The following is a 23,836-nucleotide window of genomic DNA, read 5'->3' as shown; positions in this document are numbered from 1 at the left end:
CTCCTGGCAGGCGTTCAGTTCACGGCTCGGTCGCGGTCGCCCCAGAAGCGGGCCCGCAGTTCCTTCTTGTCGACCTTGCCCAGCGGCGTGAGCGGCAGGGCGTCCAGGAATTCGAGCCTCTTCGGGGCATGCACCGGCCCCTTGCGCTCGCGGACGAGCGCGACGAGTTCGTCGGCCGTCACGGTCGCGCCCGGTGTCCTGACCACGAAGGCCGTCACCGCCTCGCCCCACTTCGGGTCCGGAACCCCGATCACGGCCGCGGCCGAGACCTCCGGATGCGTCACCACCGCGTCCTCGACCTCGCGCGGGTAGATGTTGAACCCACCGGTGATCAGCATGTCCTTCTTGCGATCGGTGAGGTACAGGAAGTTGTCCGCGTCGAAGCGACCGACGTCACCGGTGTGCAGCCAACCATTGCGCAGCGTCTCCGCGGTCAACTCCGGCTGCTTCCAGTAGCCGTCCATCACCAGGGGACCGCGGACGCAGACCTCTCCCAGCTCACCAACCGGGCAGGGCTGGTCGTTCTCGTCCAGCACTGCGACGTCCAGCGTCGGATGCGGCTTGCCGCAGGACGCGAGCCGCTCGGGCCGGCGCGGATCGTGGTCCTGCTTGCTGAGTGTCGTCACCGTGTTCGGCGCCTCGCTCTGTCCGAAGAACTGCACGAACACCGGCCCGAACACCTCGAGAGCCTGCTCGAGCCGATCCGGTGACATCGGCGCGGCGCCGTACAGGATCGTCTGCAGGCTGGACAGATCCACGTCGTGCTCGGCGATGTAGTCGAGCAGTACGTAGATCATGCTCGGCACCAGGAAGGTCGCCGTGATCCGGTGCTTCCGCACGGTCTCGCAGAACTCCGCGGGGTCGAAGCCCTTGGTCAGTACGACGCTTCCACCTTGGTGGAAGACCGGCGGCACGATGCCCTGGAGTGCGTGGGTCAGCGGCGTCGATCCCAGGAAGCGAAGCTCCGTCGGAAGCTGCCAGTGCGCGACGGTGAGGTAGAGGTGCGTGGCCAGCGAACGATGCGTGAGCATCACGCCCTTGGGCCGCCCGGTCGTCCCGCCGGTGTAGCCCAGCAACGCGACGTCGGACTCACGGGCCACGGACGGAATGACCCCGTCCGTGTCCGGCCCGGCCAGTACGTCGGATCCGGATCCCCCACCGAGGAGCAGCACTCTCGGGCTCGGGTCCAGCTCGGCAGCGAGCGCCGCGCCGTGGTCGGCGTACTGCGCCGCATCGACGACGAGCGTGCTGATCTCGGCGTCGGTGCAGACGACGACGTGGTCGGCGAGGGATCCCATCGGATGCAACGGTGTGTACCGGGCACCCAGCGACTGCGCCGCCGTCACCGCGGCGAAGGTCTCCGGCCGGTTCGGGGCGATCATCGCCACGCCGTCCCCAGGCTTCACCCCGGCGTCCCGCAGCGCGAACGCGACCCGCGAGATCAGCCGGCGCACTTCGTCGTACGTCAGGTCACCGGTCGGTGTGGAGAACGCGACGCGATCGGGGTAGTTCTGCAGCGAGCGGGAGATCAGGTCGACGAAGGACGGTCGTCGGTAGAGGTCGTCGATCATTTCTTCGGTCCGGACCGTCGACGGATCCTGCGCAGCTCTGTCTCGAACCCGTCGAGCAGGCGCTGGATCCCGAACAGGTACTGCGTTTCCGGATCCTCCGGCACCACCTCGAGCAGATCCCGGAACGGCGAGTCGGCCGGTGTGTCCGCGTGCACGAAGTTGTCGGACACGCCGCGGGCGAACGCCTCGCTGCCACCGCGGAACCGGGACACCTCCCACGCCATCGCGCCGATGATGTGGTTGCGCAGGGCCATGAACCCACGGATGGCCGACTCCTTCTCGAAGCCGGCCTCCTGCAGCAGCACGATCATGTCGAGGCCGACCGCCTCCGTGTGCGGGCCGCGGACCCAGGTCTGCAGCAGGATTTCGATCAGCGCCGGGTGGCGCAGTGCGCACTTCCGGGACTCCAGCGCGAACTCTTCGAGCCGCACTCGCCAGGGGCGACCGTCCTTGGCGATCGCCGGGACCTCCGACACCGCGAGATCGGCGACGGCGTCCAGCAGCTCCTGCTTGTCGCTCAGGTGCCGGTACAGCGACATCGGGCTGCCGCCCAGCGCCTCCGCCACCCGGGCCATCGTCACGCCACTGAGGCCGTCGCGGTCGGCGATCTCGAGCGCCGCGGCGACCACCGTCTCCCGGTCGAGTGCGCCGCGCGCCAACCGCGCTGACTTCTGCACCTTGCGCTGTGTCGCCACGGTGTCTCCTCCAGTCCGGTACGGCGTGCGTAGCTCTTGCACCCCTCTTGGCGTACCAGCATAGTGTATGGGCGTACGTAAGCGAATGGTTCGGACCGAGATTCTCGTCCGCGACGCCGACACCCACTGCCGAAGGAGCACACTGCCCATGACTTCCAGTCTCTGGCTGCACGGCGCAACCGTCGTCACAGCGACCGGGACCGGCCCCGAGCCGGCCGGAATCCTCATCGACGCCGGACGAATCACCCGGATCGGCGGATCCGTACCTGGCGACGCCGAAGTCGTCGACTGCACCGGACTGACCCTGACTCCCGGTCTGATCGACGCGCACGTCCATCTCGGGCTGGCCAGCGAACTCGAGCCGAGCGTCGAGTACGGGATGTCGGTGGCCGAGATCGCCGCCGACATGTTCTCCAACTGTGCGCAGACCCTTCGATCCGGTTTCACCACGGTGCGGGACTGTGGCGGCATCGACGCCGGCCTGGCCCGTGTCGTTGCATCGGGCAAACTTCGCGGCCCCCGGATCGTGCAGTGCGGACCGATCCACTGCCAGACTGGCGGACACGGACACTATGCGTCCGAGTGGGAGCCGACCCACGTATGGAACGAGATCGAGGTTCCCGGCCTGCGGACGCTGACGATGCTGGCCGACGGGCCCGACCAGATGCGCAGGAACGCCCGTGAATCGTTCCGGCGCGGCGCCGACTTCCTCAAGCTCTGCGTCACCGGCGGCGTCATCTCCAGGCACGACAAGCTCACCGACACGCAATTCAGCGCCGAGGAGATCGCGGTGGCCGTCGCCGAGGCCGCGGCCCGGGGCACCTACGTCACCGTCCACGCCCTCAACGTCGACGGCATCCGGATGGCAGTCCTCGCCGGTGTGAAGTGTGTGGAACACGGCAGCGGGATCGACGAGGAGACGGCCGCACTGATGGCCGAGCGCCAGGTCTCTCTCGTGCCCACACTGGCCGCGCTCGAAAGGCTGATCAGGAACATCGACGACCTCGGTCTGCCCAGCCACTTCGCTGACAAGGCAGCAGGGGTCCGCCAGGCGATGGTCGACGGGCTGCTCGCCGCCACGGCCGCCGGCGTCCGGGTCGGCCTCGGGTCCGACGTCATCGGACCCGACCAGACCGGGCGGGGCGAGGAGCTGACACTGCGAGCCGCGGCCCAATCCCCGATGGAAGCACTGATCGCAGCGACGCGCGTCAACGCCGACCTGCTCGGGCTCGGCAGCGAGATCGGCACGCTCCAGGTCGGCAAGCAGGCCGACATCGTCGCGTTCGCGGGCAATCCGCTGGACGACCCCAAGCTGTTCGCCGACCCGGACAGCGTCGTACTCGTCGTGCAGAACGGCGTGGTGGCCAAGGACGAACGGAAGTAGACAGCGCGGCTGGTGGTCACTGCTCGGGGTGATGACCACCAGCCGCTGTTCAGGTTCAGCCGCAGACGGCTTCCATCACGCGGACGAAGTTCAGGCCGAGCACCTTGGCGATGTCCTCGTCCGGCCAGCCACGCGCGACCAGGCCGCGGGTGATGTTCGGGAAGTCGCGGTAGTCGTCGAACCCGACCAGCTCCTGCGTCGCCACCAGCTTGTCCTCGGGCCTGAAGCCGGTCTCGGCGAAGATCGGCTGAAGAAGATCGTCGAGCATCCACTTCGGCAGTTGCATCGGCCAGTCGGTGCCGATGGCAACGTGATCGACACCGGCGACATCGGCGACGTACTCGATGTGGTCGAGCATCGCGTTGATGGTGACGGTGGGACCGGCCCCGAGGAAGAACGGGACGGTGACGATGCCGATGATGCCGCCGGTGGCGGCCAGCGCGCGCAGTTCCTCGTCGCTCTTGCCTCGCGCATGATCGAACACGCCTTGTGCCGCGGTGTGGGAGGCGACGACCGGTGCCTCCGACACCTCACAGGCATCCAGCGTCGTCTTCCGGCCGACGTGGCCGGTGTCGACGATGATGCCGAGCTCGTTCATGGCCTTGACGCTGGCCACACCGAACGCGGACAGCCCGGCGTCCGTCCGCTCGGTGCATCCGACGCCGACAGTCGTCATGTTGTTGTACGTGAGCTGCATCATGCGCAGGCCTGCATCGTGCGCCCAGGCCAGTGCGTCGAGGTCGCGCCACGGACCCAGCATGACCTGCGAACTGACCAGTCCGGCATGGACTCCGGTCTCGTGAGCACGGCGGATGTCAGCCGCGGTCAGAGCCTTGATCAGCCAGGGGAAGTAGTCGAACTGCTTCTGCACGAAGGCGAACGACCACTCCCGGACGTGGCGTTCGTCGGACATCTCCACCTGGCGGTTCCCGCAGGTGATCCCGCTGGCGTCCCAGTGTTCTTTGACCGCGTCCAGCCGGCCCGCCATCGCGCGGCGGATCGGGGCCTCGAGACCACGGCTGAACGTCTCCATGGTGTCGTGCGTCTTCTCGAGCAGGGTGCGCAGTTCCTTGTTCATCTCCTCGTCGAACGCCCGGTACCCGACCGGTCCCTGGAACAGCACATCGACGATGAGGCTCTCGCGATGCAGCCGCGCGGCCCGCTCCTCCTGCCCCTCGTCCAAGCCGAAGTCGAACGTACCGAACTGTTCCGTCATCAAGATCCTCCAGAGCTGTGGCGGTGCTGGTTGTCACCCATGCGGCGGACGAGCCGGTCCAGCAGGAACAGGAACTCCGGGTGTCCGGATCCGTCGTCGCCGACCCCATAGGCGAAGGGCGGTTGATCGGGGTGATCGGCCAAGGTCAGGCCTTGTGCTCCGATCGGTCGCAGCCGGACGGGCGGCGGATCCGAACGGTTGCGGCCGAGAACCGGGTCGGTGAACCTGGCTTGGTAGGAGAGCGCGTCGCCGTCGTCACTGACCTTGAGCTCGCAGCCCCAACAGACATACCTGCCGTGGTAGCGGCTCGGCTTCGGCTCCGGACCGGACAGATCGGGCGCAACCGGCGCGGGCAGACCGAACCGGTCCTGCAGCAGAGCCTCGGCGATCTCCTGGTGGAACGGCATCGAGGCCGGCCCCCCGTTCGCAAAGGCGATGTACGCCGCGCCGAGGTCGGGAACGACGCCGACCATGGCGACGCCTCCGTACGAGCCTCCGCCATGGGTGAGTACGACGTGATCGCCGTACTGCTTGCGCAGCCAACTGAGTCCCACCGAGCCCGTCTCCGGCACGGGGAAGTCGATCTCGTGTGCGGCCATCCGGCCGGTGGTCTCCGGGCTGAGCAGGCGCGGCGACGAAGCAACCGCCGGCAGATGGGAGCCGACGAAGGTCAGCGTGTCCTCGACCGAGGTGATGAACGTCGTACCTGCCGGCGCGAGGCACTGCGGCATCATGAACCGTTCGCTGCGCACGAACCCGTCCGCGCCCGGATAGTGGCCGATCGCCATCCGGTGCAGGATCGCCTCCTCGGCCGTGAACATGCTGCGTTCCAGTCCCAGCGGCTTGAACAACCGTTGCCGCATCGCGGTCGAGTAACCCTCGCCGGTGACGACCTCGATGATCCGGCCGGCCAGCACGAAGCCGGCGTTGCTGTAGGAGAAGTACTCGCCCGGCCGGAACAGCTGACCGACGTCCGCGAGCAGCGGCACCCAGTTCGCGATCGCGTCGTCACCCTCACCGACGTCGGCGATCAGGTCCGATGCGTCCGTTCCGGTGGAGTGGGTGACGAGATGCCGTACGACCAGGGCATCCGCGGCTTCCGGGTCGCCGAGGACGAGCTCCGGCAGGTAGCGCTTGACCGGCGCGTCGAGGTCGACGAGCCCTTGCTCGACCAGCGACATCAGCAACGTCGTGGTCCAGACCTTGGTGATCGAGCCGGTCAGGAACAACGTGTCCGGCGTCATCTCGACGCCGCTGCTGAGGTTCGCGAGACCGGCGGCAGCGGTCTCGATCCGCCCGTCCTCGAGCACACCCACCACCGCACCGGGTACGCCGGATCGGGCGACGGGTTCCTGCACCGTCTTCTGGAGTTCCGTCATCCGAGGTCTCCCGTCATCCGAGGCAGGACCGGACCGCCGCGGCCAGGCTCGACGCCCGCGGTTCGCCGGTCCGGAAGGACCAGCGGTTCATGACGTAGCCGAAGCCGACGCCGGCATCCGGCTCGCCGAACGCGACCGACCCACCCGAGCCCGGGTGACCGAACGACTTCGGCCCCGCCATCGGCAACGGCGGGCAGGCCCGCCAGAACCCGAGCGACATGTTGAACGAGCGGTCGGCCGGGAGGTCCAGGTCCGCGGGCAGCCCGTGCATCCGGGTCTTGTCGGTCTGGATCTCGGTCGCCCGCTCGACCGTGGCCGGATCGAGCAGCCGTACGCCGTCCACGTCGCTGACCGTGGCGGCGTACATCCGGGCCAGCGATCGCGCGTCCGTGAGCATGTTCCCGGCCGGGATCTCGGCCGCTCGATAGGCCCGCTCAGCGTTGAGGTCGGACGTCACGTCGAACGCGCCGCCGAGCGAGCCGGCCCGGGCCTGGATCGAGCCCTCGCCCCAGACCGCCTGGATCCACCGGGTCACCGTGTCGGCATCGAGGCCGGTGGTCTCGATCATCCCGGCGGTCATCTCCTCCAGGCTGAGTGGAGCGGCGTACTCGATCCGCGCCACCTTCTCTTCCTGTTCCTCGGGCAGCCCGATCCAGGCGTTCAGCCCGAGCGGGCCGGCCACCTCGTCGGCGAAGAACGTGCCGAGCGACTTGCCGGAGACCCGGCGTACCAGCTCGCCGACCAGGTACCCGTAGGTGATGCTGTGGTAGACGTGCTCGGTGCCCGGCTCCCACTCCGGCTTCTGGGCCTCGATCGCACGGATCACCGGGTCCCAGGCGTACGCCTGCTCCAGCGTCAGTGGACCGTCGACGACCGGCAGGCCGGACTGGTGTGACAACAGCAGCCGCACCGGGATCTGGTCTTTGCCTCCTGCACCGAACTCGGGCCAGTAGTCGACCACCGGGGCGTCGAGGTCCAGCTCGCCGCGCTGGGCCAGCAGGTGCGCGCAGATCGCGGTCGCACCCTTCGTCGTGGAGGCGACGATGGCGATGGTGTCCTCGCGCCACGGTCGCTTGGTCTCGCTGTCGGCCAGGCCGCCCCAGAGATCGACGACGGGACGGCCACCGACATACACGCAGCATGCTGCGCCCACCTCACCGGGATTGCCCTCGAAGTTCGCGCGGAACTGGTCGGCGACCTTCCCCCAACCGTCCTCGACGTGTCCGTGCACCGCAGGCTCGCTCGTTGTGGTCATGATGCTGTACGGCCCTTCTCGAAGGTGTTGGCGATCGCTATCCGACCGGCGCGGGCGCGGACTTGTACGTGAAGCACTTGCAGCCGGGGTCGAAGCTGGACGCGGCCGTCTTCTCCATGCCGTCGTGCCGGTCCGGCCCGAACTGGGTCGCGCCGTCCAGCGTGAGGGCGCTGACGAAACCCGTGCCGATCTTCTCGATCCTGGGCACGAGCTTGTCGATCCCACCCAGGCCGCCGCTGTTGGCCAGGCCCTGCTGCAGCAGCCGCACCACGTCGCAGGCCTGGTAGATGACGATCTGGTCGGTGATCTTCTGGACCGGCACACCGTTGCTGCGGGCGTTGTCGATACAGGACTTGCGCACCTTGGCCTGCTCGGCCGGTGGCGCCGGCGGCTCGGTGACGTCCTGGTCAGGCATGCCACCGAAACCGCGCATCTTCGTCAACTGGTCCGGCGGGTAGAGCTTCATCACGTCGGCCATGCCTTGCGGGTGGAAGAGCAGGTACTGCGGCGACCAGTTCTGAGCGTGCGCGCCCTGGGCGAAGTAGTAGATGATCCCGTTCTCGTACAGCGTCATGATCATCACGCTGTCCACGGCCTGGGACTTGAACTTGAGCGCGAGGGACTGGACCTGGGCCAGGTTCGGACCGTTGTCGGCGTACCCGTGGGCGCATTTGATCTCGGACTTGACCAGTTCGACGCCGGCCTTGTCGGCGAGCGGCTTCAGCGTGTTCTCATAGGCCCGCTCGTTGTACGGGCAGTCCTCGATGACGACGCCGAGCTTGCTGCCGGAGGCAAGGAACTTGGCCTCGACGGCTTTGTTCATGATGCTCTTGACGCGGCGATCGATGCTCACCGCGTTCACCGCGATGACGCCGGGGTTATCCTTGAGATCGGTGTCGTCGCCGATCGGGGATCCGTTCTGCCCCATGTACAGGATCGGAACGCCGGCGGTCATCAGGCACTTGTTGAAGGCCTGGTTGTAGATGAGGCCGTCGTACACCACCGCCTGGACCTGCTTGTCCTTGGTGAACCGCTGGCAGATCGCTTCGAACGCCGAGTCGAAGTTCGGGGTGGAGAAGTCGATCGTCTCGTCGACGACTTCCAGCTTCCGCTCCGCGACGCCGCCGCCGGTGTTGACGGCCTGGATCATGGCATGGGCCGCGGCCTTGTACGGGCTCACGACGCTGACGCCGTTCCGCTCGGCCTCGGCCCGGGTGTCGGTGATCAGCACCCCGATCTTGATCGGCCCGGACGTCGACGGCTTGAACTCCGAACCACTGCCCTTGACCGCCGTACCACCACTACCGCTACCGCCTTGCACGCCGCAAGCGACGAGGACAACTGCGCAGCACGCCGCCACAACGGCGCTCCGAATACGCATCATCGATCCTGACTCCTTTCTTCTCCCCGAGGTGTGCACGGTCAGCCGACCACTTGAGCGGCCAGTGCCTTCAGTCCGTCGACCCCGGTGTCATCCGGGCCGTGGAACGAGAACGAGTACCAGGTGTCGCCCGCCAGTACCTGCACTTCGCGAGCCGCGATGTACGCCTGGTCGCCGAGGTCGATCGGCTTGGCCTTCGGGTACGCACCCTTGGTCTGTTCGAACAGCTGTGCCAGCGTCATCCCGCTGGACTTGAGGTCGCCGCGAAGCCCGTCCTGGCGCAACACGGTGAGTGAGAACGTCGTCGTCGAAGCGCCACCCGAGCTGGTCCAGACGCACTGGTCGGAGCCGGTCTCCTCTTGATGGGTCAGCGCACCGGCACCGAAGGAGACTCCGAACCGTTGCTCCAGGCCACCAGGCGTCAGCAGTTTGCAGGCGTCCACGGTGGCAGCGCTGGTGCTCTTGTCCTCGATCGTCGCGGACGGCGTGCCTTTCGCGGCCTGATCGGAGTTCCCACACCCACTGAGGGCGATCCCGAGGACCAGCAGAGATCCGGTGACAGCAGCAACAGTCCTCATCGGCGGAACTCCTTCCTGTCAAGCACGAGCTATGACGTATGCCCATACACTATGCTGATACGCCTAGGGTCAGCGCAAGGCTTTGCCGGGCAAATCTGCGAAGCCGCCGGCACCGAGTGAGGAGAGACAATGGATTCCCTCGCAGGCCGTACGGCCTTCGTCACCGGAGGGGCACGCGGGATCGGACTGGCGATCGCGCGCTCGCTCGCCGGCCGAGGCGTCTCTGTCGCGGTGGCCGACCTCGACGAATCGGCCTTGCACGCCGCCGAGGCCGAGCTGTCCGCGGTCACGAGCGCCCGTTCGTACTTGCTCGACGTCCGCGATCGCCGACGGTACGCCGAGATCGCGAACGTCGTCGAGGCCGACCTGGGTCCCGTGAGCATCGTGGTCAACAACGCCGGCGTGATCGACTCCGTCGCGCCGGCGCGGATGGACCACACCCTGTGGGACTACGTCATGGGGGTCAACGCGGGTGGCGTCTACAACGGCCTCCAGGCGTTCGTGCCACGCATGATCGAGCGCGGCCTCGGCGGACACATCGTCAACACCGCTTCAGCGGCAGGGCTCTTCGTCGACGGGCAGTCGCTGCTCTACAAGTCCGGATTCCTTTACCACGCGTCGAAGTACGCCGTTGTCGGCTTGAGCGAGTCCCTGCGGGTGGAACTGGCGCACCATGGAATCGGTGTGAGCGTCCTGTGTCCCGGACCGGTGGCCACCGACATGGTGGAGAACACCCAACGCTTCCGCCCCGCGGACGCGCCGCAGCGCTCGGCCAAGATCAACACCATTCTGGAGGCGGCCCAGAAGCTGGTGCGTGATCACGGCGTTTCACCCGCGGTTGTTGGCGAACTCGTCGTCGATGCGATGGTCGAGAACCGGCCGTACATCCTCACGGCCCCCGACAACGCAGCGCCGATCCGGTCGCGGATGGAGGCGCTGCTCGACGCCGTCCCCCAGGACCCGGCCCAGCCCGAGTAGGCCGACCGGTCTTCATCGGTCGGCCACGGCCAGGCCGGCATCGGAGCGCTCGATCGCTTCGATGCTGCCGCCCAGGTACGCATCGACGACCAGCGGGTCGGTCCGCACCTCGTCCGGCGTACCTTCGGCGATCAGGTGGCCGTCGGCCATCGCGATGATCCGATCGGAGATCCCCATGATCAGCGGGATGTCGTGCTCGATGACGACGAGCGTCAGGTCGAGCTCCTTCTTCAGGTCGACGAGCAGTGGTCCGAGCGCCTCAGTCTCGCGCTGGGCGACGCCGCTCGACGGCTCGTCGAGCAACAAGCAGATCGGCTGCAACGCCACCAGGCAGGCGATCTCAGTGATACGGCGGGTGCCGGTCGACAGCTCCTGGATCGACTTGTCCCGGTAGCGGTCCAGCCCCATCGCCGAGATCAGCGCACGGGCTTGGCCCTCCTTCTTCCGTTCGCCCAGCGTCACGCCGAGCGTCGACGTCACGAAGCCCGTCGGCCGCACTCGCTCGAGCGAGAGCATGACCGTCTCTTTCACGGTCATCGTCGGGAACAGCGCCGCGTCCTGGAACGATCGGATCAAGCCGCGCCGGGCGCGCCCTTCCGGACCGACCTTGCTGATGTCCTCGCCATTGAAGACCACCTGCCCTGTGTCCGGTCTGGTGAAGCCTCCGAGCAGCTCGAACGTCGTCGTCTTGCCGGCGCCGTTCGGTCCGAGCAGTCCGACCGTCTCGCCGACCCGTACGTTGAACGAGACCCCGCGGACAGCGTGTACGCCGCCGAAGCTCTTGCGCAGATCGCGCGCCTCGAGCAGTACCGCGCCCGCCTCAGGGCGTTCCGCGAGCTCGGCGCGCGGTTCACCGACACGCAGGTCGCTGACCCGGACGCCCCGGGCCGTCACCGTACCGTCGGTGGTGTCCTCACCGGCGTACAGCGGTTCGGGATCAATGCCGTGGCGGCGGGCGATGAACTTCACGATCCGGTCCCGGAGCGGCGCGACGACCTGGATCAGGCCGCCCGGCTTCCACAGGATCAGCAGCAGTACTCCGAACTTCGTCGCGGCCAGTCCGATGTTGCCGATGTCAAGCAACGGCAAGCCGAGCACCCAGATCGCCCCGAGCACCGGCCCGATCAGGACCGAGACGCCACCGAGCACCGTCATGACGACGACGTCGATGCTTGCCGACGTCGGGAATGTCCCGGCACTGATGGTGGACAGCGAGTGCGCGTACGTCGCGCCGCCGATACCGGCGATGAACCCGCCGATCAGATAGCCCTGCAGCTTGACCAGACTCGCCCGTACGGCGAACGCCCGCGCGTTCTCCTCGTTGTCGCGGATGGCGACGAGCAGGCGGCTGAATCCGCTGCGACGGATGTTCCGCGCCACCACCAGGGCAAGGACGAACAACGCCAGCGCGAAGTAGTAGTACGAGCGGCCGGTGTCCAGCGCACCGATCGGCCACCCGGACGGCTTGCCTGGATCCTGACCGTCGCCGAGCATCCACGGCTGCGTGAGCAGCCACAACGGCGCGGCCAGCGCGAAGCCGAGCGTGGTGACGGCGAGCATGAGGCCGCGGATGCGCAGCGCGGGCAGACCGATCAGCACCGAGACCAGTCCCGCGCCGAGACCGGCGAGGAGCAGCGCGAGCGGGAAGATGCCGGTGCTGCTCGCCACCTTGAACGAGATGACCGCGCCGATCGCGGCGACGGCGAACTGGCCAAGCGTCAGCTGCCCACCGAGACCAGTCAGCACACCGATCGACAATCCGACGATTGCGAACGCGAGAATGCCGGTGAAGGTCACCGACAGGCCGTTGGAGATGAACAGCGGCAGGATCGCGAGCACCGCGATCGTCAGGATGCTGAACGCCGGACCCATCGCACGCACCGCCCAGAGACTCTGCAGGTTCTCCGGGATCGGGCGCAGGCCGCGCACCGCCGCCCAGCTGCCCTTCTCCTCGTCGCGCCCACCGCGCCGGCGCTGCACCAGCAGCGCGACCAGGATGATCACGAACATGACCACCTCGACCAGACCCGACTGTGGATAGTTCCACAGCAGCAACTGTTCGAGGATGCCCAGACCGACACCGCTGACCAGCGCGATCGGCAGGCTCTGCATCCGGCCGATGACGGCGGCGGTCAGCGCACGCAACAGCAGCGCGGGACCGAAGCTGTCCGCACTGGCGAAGCCCTGTGTCGGGGCAGTGAGGATCGCGGTGAAGGCGGACAGGGCGCCGGCGATCGCCCAGGCCAAAGTCGACATCCGGCTCGCGAAGATGCCGGACATCCGCGCGGCTTCCGGGTTGGCCGCCGCGGCGCGGATGGCGAGACCGAACCGCGACCGCTTCAGGAACAACGCGATCGCGAGCACGAACAGGGGCGATAGGAACAGCATGCCGGAGTACGCCTCTGTCACATGCAGCGCGCCGACGTTGAAGACCGGCAACCATTCCGGCTGCGGATACAGCGGTCCGGATGCCGTGGAGTTGATCAGAGCGGCGAAGATGACCAGGAACTGGCCGACGCCCAGCGTCGCGACGATCGACACGATCCGCGGTGCGTTGCGCAGCCGCCGTACGACGCCGGTCTCGGCAGCGGCCGCGGTCGCCGCGGACGCGAGCAGCGCGATCACGAACGCGATCCAGTACGGGACATGCCACTTCATCGCGACGACGCCGAAGAACGCCGCTCCGAAGGCCCCGATCTGTCCGTGCGCGAAGTTGATGATCCGGTTGCTCCGGTAGACCAGCACGATGCCGACCGCCAGCAGACCGTAGGTCAGGCCAACGATTGTGCCGAGCATGATCACCGGGAGCGGCGTCTCCGCCTTGATGACGTCGTGCCGGTCGAGCACGGCGGTCACGATCTTGGTCAGTACGACGGCGACCACGAACGCCGTCAGCTGGATGATCGGCTTGCGGGTCCGCCGCAGGACCGCGGTCATCGCGCCGCTCCCGCGCCGTGCAGGAAGACCGCGCGCAGCAGGTCGTCGCGAGCCAGGAGTTCGTCAGCGCGGCCGTCGAATCGCATCTCGCCCTTTTCCATGAAGTACGCGTGGTCGACCAGGTTCAGCGCGATGTTCACCGACTGCTCGACCAGCACCACGGCCGTGCCGTCGGCGTTGATCTGCCGAACCATGTCGAGGAGTTGACCGACGATCACCGGCGCCAGGCCGAGCGAGAGCTCGTCGATCAGCAGCAGGCGTGGACGCAGCATCAAGGCCTTGGAGAGCCCGAGCATCTGCTGCTCGCCGCCGGACAACGTCGAGGCCAGCGAGTTGCGGCGTTCGGCCAGCCGTGGGAACGCCTCGAGGCACCTCTCGATCGCGCTGTCGACGGCGCCACGGTGCTTGGCCATCGTGTAGCCGTAGCTGCGCAGGTTCTCGACGACGGTCATCGGCCCGAAGACCGCGCGACCACCGGGGACCTGGGTGATGCCGAGCCGCATCCGGCGTTCGGCGTCGAGGTAGGTGATCTCCTGGCCTCGGTAGCGCACACTGCCTGCGGTCGGCAGGCCGATGCCCGAGATGACCTTGAGCAGCGTCGACTTGCCGGCGCCGTTGACGCCGAGCAACGCGACCATCTCGCCGTCGTCGATGGTGAAGTCGGTGTCGAAGAGGACCTGCAGCTGGCCGTACGAGAAGTTGATCCCGCGACAGGCCAGCAACGGAAGGCGTCCGCCGCTCTGCTCGACCCGGCGGATCTCCTCGTCCTCGACCACCTCGTCGATCATCCGGTCGAGGTCGGACTCGATGAAGGTGCCCGCGCTGGCGATGATGAAGGCACCGATCACGCCCGGTACGGCGATCGCGACCATCGTGCCCCCGATCCCGTACTGGTCCTCGATGCCGCCGAGGAGCAGCGCCCCGGCCGAGCCGCCGATCGCGACGAAGATCCCGGCCAGCGCCTGGGCATGCGGGCGCATGTGGGCCGGAACGATCGACAGCATCGAGATACCGAGCATCGGCTGCAGGAGCCCGATGCAGGCGCCGGCGACCCCGAAGCAGATCAGCATCGGCACGAACGCCGGCATCACGCCGCCCACTGCGATGAAGACGACCGCTCCCGCCAGGAGGAAACCGGCGGCCCGCAGCACCCGCGCCGGCGAGGACCGGAACTGCTTCTCACCGCGGCCGCCGTACCCGATCAGGGCGAGGACGCCGATCCCGAAGAAGACCGAGAAGAACAGGCCACGCTCGCCCGGGCCGAGGTTCCACCGCTGGTCGAGGAAGACCGAGATGAAGGTGCCGAGCGGCACGGTGAGTACGCCGTACACGGCGAACCCGGCGAAGACCCTCCGGTTGGTGGGAATGAGCATCACCCGGCGGCAGATCTCCCAGAACCCGAGAGCGACGTCCTTGGCCGCCAGCGAATCCGCCGGCTCGCCGTGCTCCTCATGCACGCTGGCACGCAACTGCTCGGAGTCCCACTTCCCGAAACCTGGGTCACGCAGTCTGATCGCGCACAAGGTCAGCAGCAGCGAGGTGAGTCCCAGGGCCAGGAAGACGCCACGCCAGCTCAGACCGGCAACGGACGCGAGAATGCCGACCAGCAGCGGAGCGAGGGCCTGTCCGAAAGTGCCGATCGCGGTGTACGCCGTCAGCGCGCGCACCCGTGCCGCCGGTGGGTAGCTGTCCGCGATGAGTGGCGCATGCAACGCGACGACCGATCCGGTCGCCAGGCCGTCGAGACAGAGAATGACGATGAGCGCGACCAGTGAAGTGACGAGTCCCGTCATCAGCGTGATGCAGCTCCACACCACCCCGGTGACGATGCACAGCATCGCTCGCCGCGCCCGGCTCTGGGACAGCCGCGCGATCGGCAGCGGCGCGATCGCGATCGCCAGTTGGTACAGCGCGCGGGCTCCGACGATGGCGGCGATCGAGATGCCGAGCGTGCGGCTGATCTCGGGCGTCAGGACCGTGAACGCGTAACTCTGGAACGCGCCGGTGACGAACAAGAGGCCCAAGGCAACCATCGGGTAGTAGCTCAGGTTGTGTTTGCGGACCAGTGACCGGAAGCTCTCCGTGTTCTCGTCGCCGGTGACCCCGAGGGTCGCGCGGGCCCGCTCGCGCAGCGCCGCGCTGGTCTGTTCCACCTCCTGGAGAGCCGCTTGTTCGTTCGCCCGCAGTTCTTCTCGGTCCGACACGTCAGAACCCCGCCTTCCGGACCCGGACTTCGAGGTCCCAGGCCGACTCACCGATGCGATGCCCGGAGGTGTCCATGAGCACGACCGTGATGGTGTGGAGTTGCACCTTCTCTTCACTGCCGGGCAGATCCGGGATCGTCGGAATGGCGATCTCGCCGCTCGTGGTGGTGTAGACGTCGTGCTTGGTCAGGTAGTCCTGGTCAGGGCACGTCGGTGACTCCTCGCAGGCCGCGTCACCGTCGGCCACGTCGTCCATCGTGTGGCCGGGCTTGACCGGCTTCTGATCGACGAAGACCGCGAAGTAGCCGGCCTGGTCCGACGGCGGCTCGCTGCCGTCGGCCGCGATCCAGAATTCGTCCATCGTCCAACTGACTTTGACCGGCGTACCCACCGTCGATCGGGCTTCGGGGCCGGCGAAGTGCAACCGGTCGTCGACCCGGAAGCTCAGCTGGGTGAAGTCACATCCGGACAAGGAGACAACGGCAACCATCGCCATCGCGCCCCGCACCAGCCAGCGCCCGCCCATACTGTGCACCTCTCCGCGATCACGTATGCACGTACACTATGTGCGTACGCCGAAGGTTTCGCAAGCGTTCATTCCGCGGACGACCTCCGCGATCGTGGTTGCCGCGGCCAACAGCTCGGCCGGGGTATGCGCGGCCGATACCTGCAGCCGGATCCGTGCTGTGTCCGCGGAAACGACCGGGTAGGTCAGGGCGACCGCCAGGATGTCGCGCCGCAGCAGCTCGGCGGCCGTGGCGCGGGCGATGTCGGCATCACCCAGGATGATCGGGATGATCGGGTGCTTGCCTTCTGGCACGACGAGGCCATGGCGCTTGAGTTCGCTGCGCAGCAGTGCGGTGTTGTCCAGCAACCGCGAACGGCGGTCGTCGTCGCGCTCGAGCATGCGCAAGGCGTACCGAGCCACCTCGACCTGCAAGGGCGGGAGCGCGTTCGAGAACACGTACGGACGCGACTTCTCACGCAGCAGGTCGACGAACTCGCGCCGGCCACTGACGAAGCCGCCCCCTGCGCCGCCCAAGGCCTTGCCGAAGGTTCCGGTCGCCAGGTCCACCCGACCGGCGACTCCTGGATCGCAGACGGTGCCCCGTCCGTGGTCGCCGAGTACACCGGTCCCGTGCGAGTCGTCGACGACGACCAACGCGTCGTACTCATCGGCGAGATTGCACACAGCCTCGAGGTCCGGGCTGACGCCGTCCATCGAGAAGACGCCGTCGGTGACGATCAGCCGGCGCCCGGCATCGCTGGATGCCACGAGCTCCCGACGGAGACTCTCGAGGTCGCGGGACGGGTAGATCGCCCGGCGTGCCCGGCACAAGCGAAGTCCGTCGATGATCGATGCGTGGTTCGCGGCGTCGGAGATCGCGACATCGTCAGGTCCGAGCAGCACCTCGAACAGGCCGGTGTTCGCGTCGAAGCAGGAGGTGAACAGCAGCGACGCCTCGGTGCCGAAGAAGGTGCTCAGCTCCTGCTCGAGGTGCAGGTGCGCCGTCGACGTACCGGAGATGATCCGGCCGGAGGCGTAGCCGAACCCGAGCCGATCGAGCGCCTCATGGGCAACCCGGCGTACGTCGGGATCGTTGGCCAGCCCGAGGTAGTCGTTGGAGCAGAGGTTGAGGAGCTCGCGCCCATCGCTGGTGCGGATCCGCGGGCCTTGCGGTCCGTCCAGCGTCACCACGGCGGCATCAGACCATCAGCTCCCCGCCGTTGATGTCGACCGACGCTCCGGTGATGTACGCCGCCTGGTCACTGGCGAGGAAGGCCACCAGCTCGCCCACCTCCGACGGCTGCCCGATCCGTGGGACCGGCAGACCACCGAGGTACGTGTCGAGGTCGCGCCCGGCCGCGAGCGAGCGCGCCATCTCGGTCTCGAAGAGTCCTGGGCAGACCGCATTCACCGTGATGCCGAGCGGGCCGAGCTCCTTGGCCAGGGCGCGCGTCAGACCGAGGAGTCCCGCCTTGGCAGTGGTGTAGTGGGCACCGCCCAAGGTGGAGACGTTCTTGCCCGCGGTCGAGGAGAAGTTCACGATCCGGCCCCAGCCGGCCGCACGCATCCCCGGCAGGCACGCCTGCGTCATCAAGAACGTGCCGGTGATCGAGACGCCCAGGACGCTCTGCCACTCGTCGAGACTGATGTCGGCGAACCGGGTGGAGCGAGCGATCCCGGCGGCGTTGACCAGGATCGACACCTCACCGAGCCGGTCCACCACCTCCTCGTGGGCGCTCCGCACCTGGTCGGGCGACGTCACGTCGGCGGTCACGCAGATGGCCTTGTCAGGCAGGTCCTTCGGTGCAATCCGATCGACGACGGCCACAGCCGTTCCGCGGGCCAGCAGCGAGTCGACACAGGCCCGTCCCAGGCCGCCGGCCCCGCCGGTCACCACAGCGACGCCCGCCGACTCGGTGGGTGCGAACATTCCGATGCCTCCGTCCCGAACTTGACCGCCGATTCACGCTATGAGTGCGCTCCGAGCCGGGCTAGCTCGCTTCGTCGGAAGCCGGTGACGGGTTTTCCTGCGCCTGTAGGGCGCAACCGCGAGGACACCGAACCAATGATGGTTCGGTGACTGCAACCATCGTGAGCGGATTCGTCGCCGAGGGCACGAGCGAGGGCCAACCGGTCGCGTGCTACGACCTGACCTGGTCGGGACAGTGCGAGGGCGAGGCGCTCGAAATGGTCCGGGTCGACTACTTCAAGACCCGCGGAGGCGACCCGTCGGCGATTGTCGCTGCGGTGTTCGCACCGTCGGCGGACGACGCCGACTATGGGCTCAGGTTCGTCGCCGCGCACGGGCCGCTCGGCGGTTGTGGCGAAGCGACCCTGTTCGCCACGGCCATGTGCACCAACCCGAGCACGGACCCGGCTGTGACGTTCGAGACGGCGGCCGGTCTCATCGTGGGCAGGAGCCTCGGCTCCGGCCGCGTCGCCGTCGACATGCCGGCGGTGGCGCGTACGTCGGTCCCTCAGCAGGTCGACTATCTGGGCAGGCCCCTTCGGATCAGGTCGGCATCGGCCGGCGGCAACCGCTTCGCGGCCGTCACTGCCTCCGACCTCGGCGTACAGCTCGACCGGTTCTTGTTCCACGAGCTCACAGTCGTGGGGCACGACCTCCTGAGCCGGCTGCGTGGCCCGGCGAGCCCAGTCCCGGCGCCGGACATGCTGCTGATCACTGAACCGGTGGCCGGATTGTCGACCCGCAGCGCGGTGATCTGGGGTGACGGCGTACTCAATCGCGGTCCGTGTGGAACCGGCACCTGCGTTCGGTACGTGCTCGCTGTCGAAGACGGCGAGGTCTGTGCCGGGGCGCCACTGGTTCACGCAAGCCCGTTCGGCCACTCCTTCGAGGCACAGTCGATCGGGTCGGGCACAACCGATCAGCTGGACATCATGCTGTCCGGCCTCGTCACGATGGACTAGGAGACGACGTGCACAAGGTCTACGTCATCGGCGTCGGCATGACGAAGTTCGAGAAGCCGGGTCGCCGGACGGGCTGGGACTATCCGGCGATGGCCAAGGAGTCCGGCAGCAAGGCGCTGGACGACGCCGGCATCACCTTCGACCGGATCGAACAGGCGCACGTCGGGTACGTGTTCGGCGACTCCACCTGCGGCCAGCGCGCGGTCTACGAGCTGGGCATGACCGGCATCCCGATCACCAACGTGAACAACAACTGCTCGACCGGGTCGACCGCACTGTACCTGGCCGCGAGCGCGATCCGCGGCGGTCTGGCCGACTGCACGCTCGCGCTCGGCTTCGAGAAGATGCAGCCCGGTTCGCTCGCGGCGGCGTACGAGGACCGTGAATGGCCGGTCGCGAAGCACGTCCAGGCTTTGGCCGAGATCCGCGAGTTCGCCTCCCCGCCGGCGCCGTGGATGTACGGCGTCGCCGGGTTGGAGCACAACGAGCGGTACGGCTCGACGCCGGAGCACTTCGCGAAGATCGCGGCCAAGAACCACCGGCACTCGGCGAACAACCCGTACGCGCAGTTCCAGGACGTCTACACCGTCGAAGACATCAAGAACGCCAAGACGGTCTACGCCGATGCCGGTCTGACCAGGCTGATGTGCTCGCCGACGTCCGACGGTTCCGGCGCGGCCGTGCTCGCGAGCGAGCGGTTCGTCGAGGCGAACGACCTCGGTGACCGCGCCGTCGAGATCGTCGGCCAGGCGATGGTCACCGACCTTCCCTCGACCTTCGGCACCAACAGCGCGATCAACCTGGTCGGCACGGACATGAGTCGTACGGCGGCGGACCAGGTCTACGCGCAGACCGGGCTCACCCCCGACGACCTCGACGTGATCGAACTCCACGACTGCTTCGCCCCGAACGAGCTGTTCACCTACGAGGCGCTCGGTCTGGCCGGCGAGGGCGAGGGGCACAAGCTGGTCGACGGCAACGACACGACGTACGGCGGCCGCTGGGTCGTCAACCCGTCCGGCGGACTCATCTCCAAGGGCCATCCGCTCGGCGCCACCGGCCTCGCCCAGTGCGCCGAGCTCACGTGGCAACTCCGCGGCGAGGCCGGTGCCCGCCAGGTCGACGGCACAGCCGTCGCCCTCCAGCACAACATCGGCCTCGGCGGCGCCGCCGTCGTCACCGCCTACCAGCCCGCGAACCGCTGAGGCCGTTCTACTGCAGGATTGTGGTGACCTCGGCAAGTTCGGTCTTGGTGAGGGGGCCGTGGTCGAGGGCGCCGGCGTTTTCTTCTACCTGGGCTACGGTCTTGAAGCCGGGGATCGGGATGAAGGCTTCGCTGCGGGCCCAGGGCCAGGCGAGGGCGCCTTGGGCCAGCGTCCGGCCGTCGGAGGTGAGGACGTCGCGGATGGCGTCGAGGCGGCGGAGGGACTCGGCCTGGTCGCCGGTGCGGAAGTTCCAGCCGTGGCGTACGTCGTCCGCCGGGAGGGTGCTGTTCTGGTCGAACTTCCCGGTCAGCAGGCCCATGCCGAGCGGACCGCGGACGATACTCGCGAGGCCGTGCTGCTCGCACAGCTCGAGCACCTCGGCGTTGCCACCGAAAACGTTGAAGTGCGCCCGTACCTTGCCCGCGGCAACCAGTTCCTCGAAAACCGCGAGGACGTCGTCCGCCTTCGCCAGGTCGTAGCCGCCCAGGTGGAACTGGTACAGGTCGATGTGGTCCGTCCCGAGCCGCCGCAGCGACTCGTCACAGGCCCGCCGATCGCCCAGCACCCCATCCCGAGCGCACTGACCTCCGGTCCACCGTCGCCGAGCGAACGCTGTGCTGCCTTCGTCATCCGGTCCTCCGAACCGTCGGGGAACGTCTCCAGCATCCTGTTCACGATCGCGGCGCACAGTCCAACAGGGAATTCTGCTGGCCCCGACAACTCGCAGTACTGAGTCAGAGGCCGGTGTGGGCGAACAGCCCGCTTGTCCAGACCACGAGACGGTCTGAAAGTCTACTAATACGATGGACATAAACTCCCTTGCATGACTTTCCTCTGGTACCTCCCGAATCAGGTCGATCCCGGGCATCGCGGGGACGACGCCGTCGCGGGTCACAACAGTCTGGAGCGGTTGACCGAACTGGCCCGGCTCGCCGAGGATCACGGCTGGGGCGGCGCGTTGATCGGGACCGGGTGGGGCCGGCCGGACACGTTCACGGTGGCGACCGCGCTGGCGGCGCGGACGACGACCTTCCAGCCGCTGGTGGCGATCCGGCCCGGGTACTGGCTGCCCGCGCACTTCGCGTCGGCGGCGGGGACGCTGGATCAGCTCAGCGGCGGACGGCTGCTGATCAACATCGTCTCCGGCCAGGACAATCTCGCCGCGTACGGCGACTCCGAGGGCGACCAGGCGCAGCGGTACGCCCGGACACGCGAGTTCCTCCAGCTCGTACGCCGGCTGTGGACCGAGGAGGACGTGTCGTATGACGGCGAGTACTTCTCGGTCACCGGGTCCACGGTCGCCACGCGTCCCGTCGTACGGGAAGGAAGGCCACATCCGCGGTTGTACTTCGGGGGTGCGTCCGAGGCAGCGCAGCGGGTGGCGGCGACGGATGCCGATGTGCAGTTGTTCTGGGGCGAGCCGCTGGACGGGATCGCGGAGCGGATCAGCAGGCTGCGTTCACTCGAGGCCGAACTGGGGCGGGAGCATCCGCCGCTGGAGTTCGGGCTGCGGATCACCACGCTCGTGCGCGACACCACCGAGCAGGCGTGGGCGGATGCCGAGACCAAGGTCGCGAAGCTGGCGGACGCTGCGGGCTCCCGGGATCGCCGATGGTTCAAGGCCGTCGGGCAGCAACGGTTGCTCGACCTCGCTGAGCGTGGCGACGTACTCGACGACAATCTGTACACGGCGCCCGGCAAGTACGGCGGAGGCGGCGCGGGTACGACGTGGCTGGTCGGATCACCCGAAGACGTCGCGAAGTCCCTGCGCAGGTACGAGGACCTCGGCGTCACCCATTTCATCCTCTCCGACACGCCGTACCGCGAGGAAACGGTCCGCGTCGGCGACCAGCTTCTGCCACTGCTCGCATCGTGACCGGTTGACCGCGGTGCCGGTGGCCTCCTGGTGCCGTACGGTCCTGACCTTCGTCGCGATGTGAAGGGCCGAGGTTCTGATGCAGACTGCACCGCTCTCAGTCGGTATGACGTGGGGTCGATCCGCCGCTGCCGCCGTCGGCGCGGCGATCGGAGGGCTTGCTGCCGTGCTGGTCGGCGGACCTCTCTTCGCGTGGCTGTTCATCCACGTCGGCGGACCCATCGCGGGCGACATGATCTCCGGGGCGACCGAGGGACGCTCGGGGATCGACGGCGTGCTGGTCGGCCTGTTCGTCGTCATCGCTGCGGTCATCGTCGCGGTCCTGGTCGTCGCCGCTCTGGTCGCGCCGGTCTTCGTGCTGCTGCCGCTGGTCGCCACGGCCTTCGCGCTGCGGCTGACCAGGGCCGGCTTGATCATGCGCTCGCTGTGGCTGACGATCGCCGCTGTGGCCGGCCTGGCAGCGCTCCGGCTGATCCTCTTCCAAGGCCGGCCGGCCATCACGATCCATGCGTCGAGCGACCAGCATTCCAGCCACATGCACCTTCCCCACTTCGGTCCCGGCGGCTGGGTGTGGATCCTGATCATCGCCGCCGGTGCGTTCGCCGGACGCCTGGTGGTCGAACTGTGGCAGCCGGCCCAGGCCGCCCGGCCCGACCCCGCGACCGCGCTCGCGAAGCCGTGGCAGCGAGTGGTCCGGATCTGGGTCGGCATCCTCGTCCTGGTGGTGGTCGTCGTCCTGGTCACCGTCGTCGCGTTCTGGCTGCTCGCCGGGAGTTCTGCGTGAACCGGAGCACTGATTGGACGCCCGTTCAGCCTTGACGACTGCGCGCCGAGTGTGATCGGTTGATCACCGAGTGCCAGCGGCGAGCACGCGGTGCTCGTGAGGCACGTGAGGAGCAACTGGATGGTGACATACCTGCCGCGGTCCGCCTGGAGGGCGCGGCCGCCGAACGACGGGCCGGGGAACCTGACCGTCTCCCGAGTCCAGGGCGCGGTGATCCACTGGCCCGGGACCGGGTCGACCAGTGTCATCCACAGTCAGGCCGCGGTCGCGTCGGCCTTGCGTGGATGGCAGAACTACCACATGGACGACCGCGGCTGGTCGGACATCGCGTACCAGGTCGCCGTCGACCAGGCCGGCCGGGCCTGGACGCTGCGCGGGCTGCGGACGCAGTCCGGCGCGAACGGCAACGCCGATCTGAACGAACGGTACGGCGCGATCCTGCTGGTGCTGGTCACCGGCGAGCAGCCGACCGCCGCGCTGAAGGCGACCACCCGTGCGGTGATCGCCGACTTCCGCACGATCTTTCCCCGCGGTACGGCGATCAGGCCGCACTCCGCGGTCCGGCCGGGCGGCACCGACTGCCCCGGTCCCGCAGCCCGGGCGGCGCTCGCCCGTGGCGAGTTCACCCCAGGTCACGTGGAGGACGATTTGCCGTACACACAAGCTCAGCTCAGGGCCATGATGCAGGCTGAGATCGAGGAGTACATGAGGCGGTTCTGGGCCGCGCCGACCGGCACCGGAACCGCCATGCGCAAACAACTGAACCGGATCGAGGCCTCGGTCGCCCGTGCGGCGATCAGCGAGGACAACGGCCTCGACCAGCCACTCGTCCCGGCTCCGGAGCCGCAGTCCGACCTGGAGTTGCCGGCCGACGATTCCGATGTGCCCGAGATCGGCAAAGACCCCGAGCCGCTCCCGGCCGACGCGGAGAAGTAGCGAACGCTCGCCGTACGT

Annotated in this window: 20 protein-coding genes; 7 read left to right on the top strand and 13 right to left on the bottom strand. The window is 67.9% G+C overall.

Annotation, left to right across the window (positions count from 1 at the left end; all coding sequences use genetic code 11):
• Positions 1-14: 14 nt before the first annotated feature.
• Positions 15-1,571: an AMP-binding protein gene (locus tag E0H75_RS14170; RefSeq protein WP_131513948.1), complete on the bottom strand. Its 1,557-nt coding sequence runs from the start codon at positions 1,569-1,571 to the stop codon at positions 15-17.
• The gene (locus E0H75_RS14165) at positions 1,568-2,266 is read right to left on the bottom strand and encodes a TetR/AcrR family transcriptional regulator (protein WP_165553721.1); all 699 of its coding nucleotides are present in this window, start codon (positions 2,264-2,266) and stop codon (positions 1,568-1,570) included. Before E0H75_RS14165 ends, E0H75_RS14170 begins: the two co-directional genes overlap by 4 nt.
• A 148-nt stretch (positions 2,267-2,414) precedes the next feature.
• Between E0H75_RS14165 and E0H75_RS14160 the strand changes: the two genes are divergently transcribed.
• Positions 2,415-3,650: a metal-dependent hydrolase family protein gene (locus tag E0H75_RS14160; RefSeq protein WP_131513946.1), complete on the top strand. Its 1,236-nt coding sequence runs from the start codon at positions 2,415-2,417 to the stop codon at positions 3,648-3,650.
• A 55-nt stretch (positions 3,651-3,705) separates the two neighbouring features.
• Here E0H75_RS14160 and E0H75_RS14155 read toward each other — a convergent pair whose 3' ends face one another.
• The 5 genes from E0H75_RS14155 to E0H75_RS14135 are packed head-to-tail and all read right to left on the bottom strand — an operon-like array spanning position 3,706 to position 9,459.
• On the bottom strand, positions 3,706-4,866 hold the full coding sequence (locus E0H75_RS14155) for a dipeptidase (RefSeq protein WP_131513945.1): 1,161 nt from the start codon (positions 4,864-4,866) through the stop codon (positions 3,706-3,708).
• On the bottom strand, positions 4,866-6,245 hold the full coding sequence (locus tag E0H75_RS14150; RefSeq protein WP_131513944.1) for a serine hydrolase domain-containing protein: 1,380 nt from the start codon (positions 6,243-6,245) through the stop codon (positions 4,866-4,868). The genes E0H75_RS14155 and E0H75_RS14150 overlap by 1 nt, the downstream gene beginning before the upstream one ends.
• Positions 6,246-6,258: 13 nt before the next feature.
• Positions 6,259-7,500, bottom strand: coding sequence for a serine hydrolase domain-containing protein (locus E0H75_RS14145; RefSeq protein ID WP_131513943.1), 1,242 nt, complete (start codon positions 7,498-7,500; stop codon positions 6,259-6,261).
• A gap of 37 nt (positions 7,501-7,537) precedes the next feature.
• Positions 7,538-8,884 (bottom strand): ABC transporter substrate-binding protein, encoded by a 1,347-nt coding sequence (locus tag E0H75_RS14140; RefSeq protein WP_131513942.1) that lies wholly within the window; start codon positions 8,882-8,884, stop codon positions 7,538-7,540.
• Positions 8,885-8,922: 38 nt separating this feature from the next.
• Positions 8,923-9,459, bottom strand: a complete 537-nt coding sequence (locus E0H75_RS14135) for a hypothetical protein (protein WP_131513941.1) — start codon at positions 9,457-9,459, stop codon at positions 8,923-8,925.
• A gap of 129 nt (positions 9,460-9,588) precedes the next feature.
• Here E0H75_RS14135 and E0H75_RS14130 point away from each other — a divergent pair, with 129 nt between their 5' ends.
• Positions 9,589-10,437 carry an SDR family oxidoreductase gene (locus E0H75_RS14130; RefSeq protein WP_131513940.1) on the top strand — a complete coding sequence of 283 codons (849 nt, stop codon included), beginning with the start codon at positions 9,589-9,591 and terminating at the stop codon, positions 10,435-10,437.
• Positions 10,438-10,449: 12 nt separating this feature from the next.
• On the opposite strand, the gene E0H75_RS14125 is transcribed toward E0H75_RS14130, so the two are convergent.
• The 5 genes from E0H75_RS14125 to E0H75_RS14105 are packed head-to-tail and all read right to left on the bottom strand — an operon-like array spanning position 10,450 to position 18,016.
• Positions 10,450-13,374: an ABC transporter permease subunit gene (locus E0H75_RS14125; protein WP_131513939.1), complete on the bottom strand. Its 2,925-nt coding sequence runs from the start codon at positions 13,372-13,374 to the stop codon at positions 10,450-10,452.
• Entirely contained in the window at positions 13,371-15,578 is a 2,208-nt protein-coding gene (locus E0H75_RS14120; protein ID WP_131513938.1) for an ATP-binding protein, read from the bottom strand. Before E0H75_RS14120 ends, E0H75_RS14125 begins: the two co-directional genes overlap by 4 nt.
• Before the next feature lies 1 nt (position 15,579).
• Entirely contained in the window at positions 15,580-16,104 is a 525-nt protein-coding gene (locus tag E0H75_RS14115) for a hypothetical protein (RefSeq protein WP_131513937.1), read from the bottom strand.
• Positions 16,105-16,140: 36 nt separating this feature from the next.
• The gene (locus E0H75_RS14110; RefSeq protein ID WP_131513936.1) at positions 16,141-17,277 is read right to left on the bottom strand and encodes a glycine C-acetyltransferase; all 1,137 of its coding nucleotides are present in this window, start codon (positions 17,275-17,277) and stop codon (positions 16,141-16,143) included.
• A gap of 7 nt (positions 17,278-17,284) precedes the next feature.
• A complete protein-coding gene (locus E0H75_RS14105; protein ID WP_131513935.1) occupies positions 17,285-18,016 on the bottom strand; it encodes an SDR family NAD(P)-dependent oxidoreductase in 732 nt (243 codons plus the stop codon).
• A gap of 146 nt (positions 18,017-18,162) precedes the next feature.
• Between E0H75_RS14105 and E0H75_RS14100 the strand changes: the two genes are divergently transcribed.
• Positions 18,163-19,017, top strand: coding sequence for a proline racemase family protein (locus E0H75_RS14100; protein ID WP_131513934.1), 855 nt, complete (start codon positions 18,163-18,165; stop codon positions 19,015-19,017).
• 8 nt (positions 19,018-19,025) lie between these two features.
• Positions 19,026-20,222 carry a lipid-transfer protein gene (locus tag E0H75_RS14095; RefSeq protein ID WP_131513933.1) on the top strand — a complete coding sequence of 399 codons (1,197 nt, stop codon included), beginning with the start codon at positions 19,026-19,028 and terminating at the stop codon, positions 20,220-20,222.
• A 7-nt stretch (positions 20,223-20,229) separates the two neighbouring features.
• Here E0H75_RS14095 and E0H75_RS43585 read toward each other — a convergent pair whose 3' ends face one another.
• The gene (locus E0H75_RS43585) at positions 20,230-20,787 is read right to left on the bottom strand and encodes an aldo/keto reductase (RefSeq protein WP_202872986.1); all 558 of its coding nucleotides are present in this window, start codon (positions 20,785-20,787) and stop codon (positions 20,230-20,232) included.
• 258 nt (positions 20,788-21,045) lie between these two features.
• On the opposite strand from E0H75_RS43585, the gene E0H75_RS14085 reads away from it, so the two are divergent.
• From E0H75_RS14085 to E0H75_RS14075, 3 genes are all read left to right on the top strand, one after another.
• Positions 21,046-22,098, top strand: a complete 1,053-nt coding sequence (locus tag E0H75_RS14085) for an LLM class flavin-dependent oxidoreductase (protein ID WP_131513931.1) — start codon at positions 21,046-21,048, stop codon at positions 22,096-22,098.
• A gap of 106 nt (positions 22,099-22,204) precedes the next feature.
• Positions 22,205-22,882: a hypothetical protein gene (locus E0H75_RS14080; protein WP_165553719.1), complete on the top strand. Its 678-nt coding sequence runs from the start codon at positions 22,205-22,207 to the stop codon at positions 22,880-22,882.
• A 120-nt stretch (positions 22,883-23,002) separates the two neighbouring features.
• Positions 23,003-23,818 (top strand): peptidoglycan recognition protein family protein, encoded by an 816-nt coding sequence (locus tag E0H75_RS14075; protein ID WP_131513929.1) that lies wholly within the window; start codon positions 23,003-23,005, stop codon positions 23,816-23,818.
• The last annotated feature ends 18 nt before the right edge of the window (positions 23,819-23,836 follow it).

Source organism: Kribbella capetownensis (assembly GCF_004331485.1).
In the GTDB taxonomy this organism is placed as follows: Bacteria; Actinomycetota; Actinomycetes; order Propionibacteriales; family Kribbellaceae; genus Kribbella; species Kribbella capetownensis.
The sequence above is the reverse complement of the archived record's forward strand: the minus strand, read 5'-3'. Positions and strand labels throughout refer to the sequence as shown.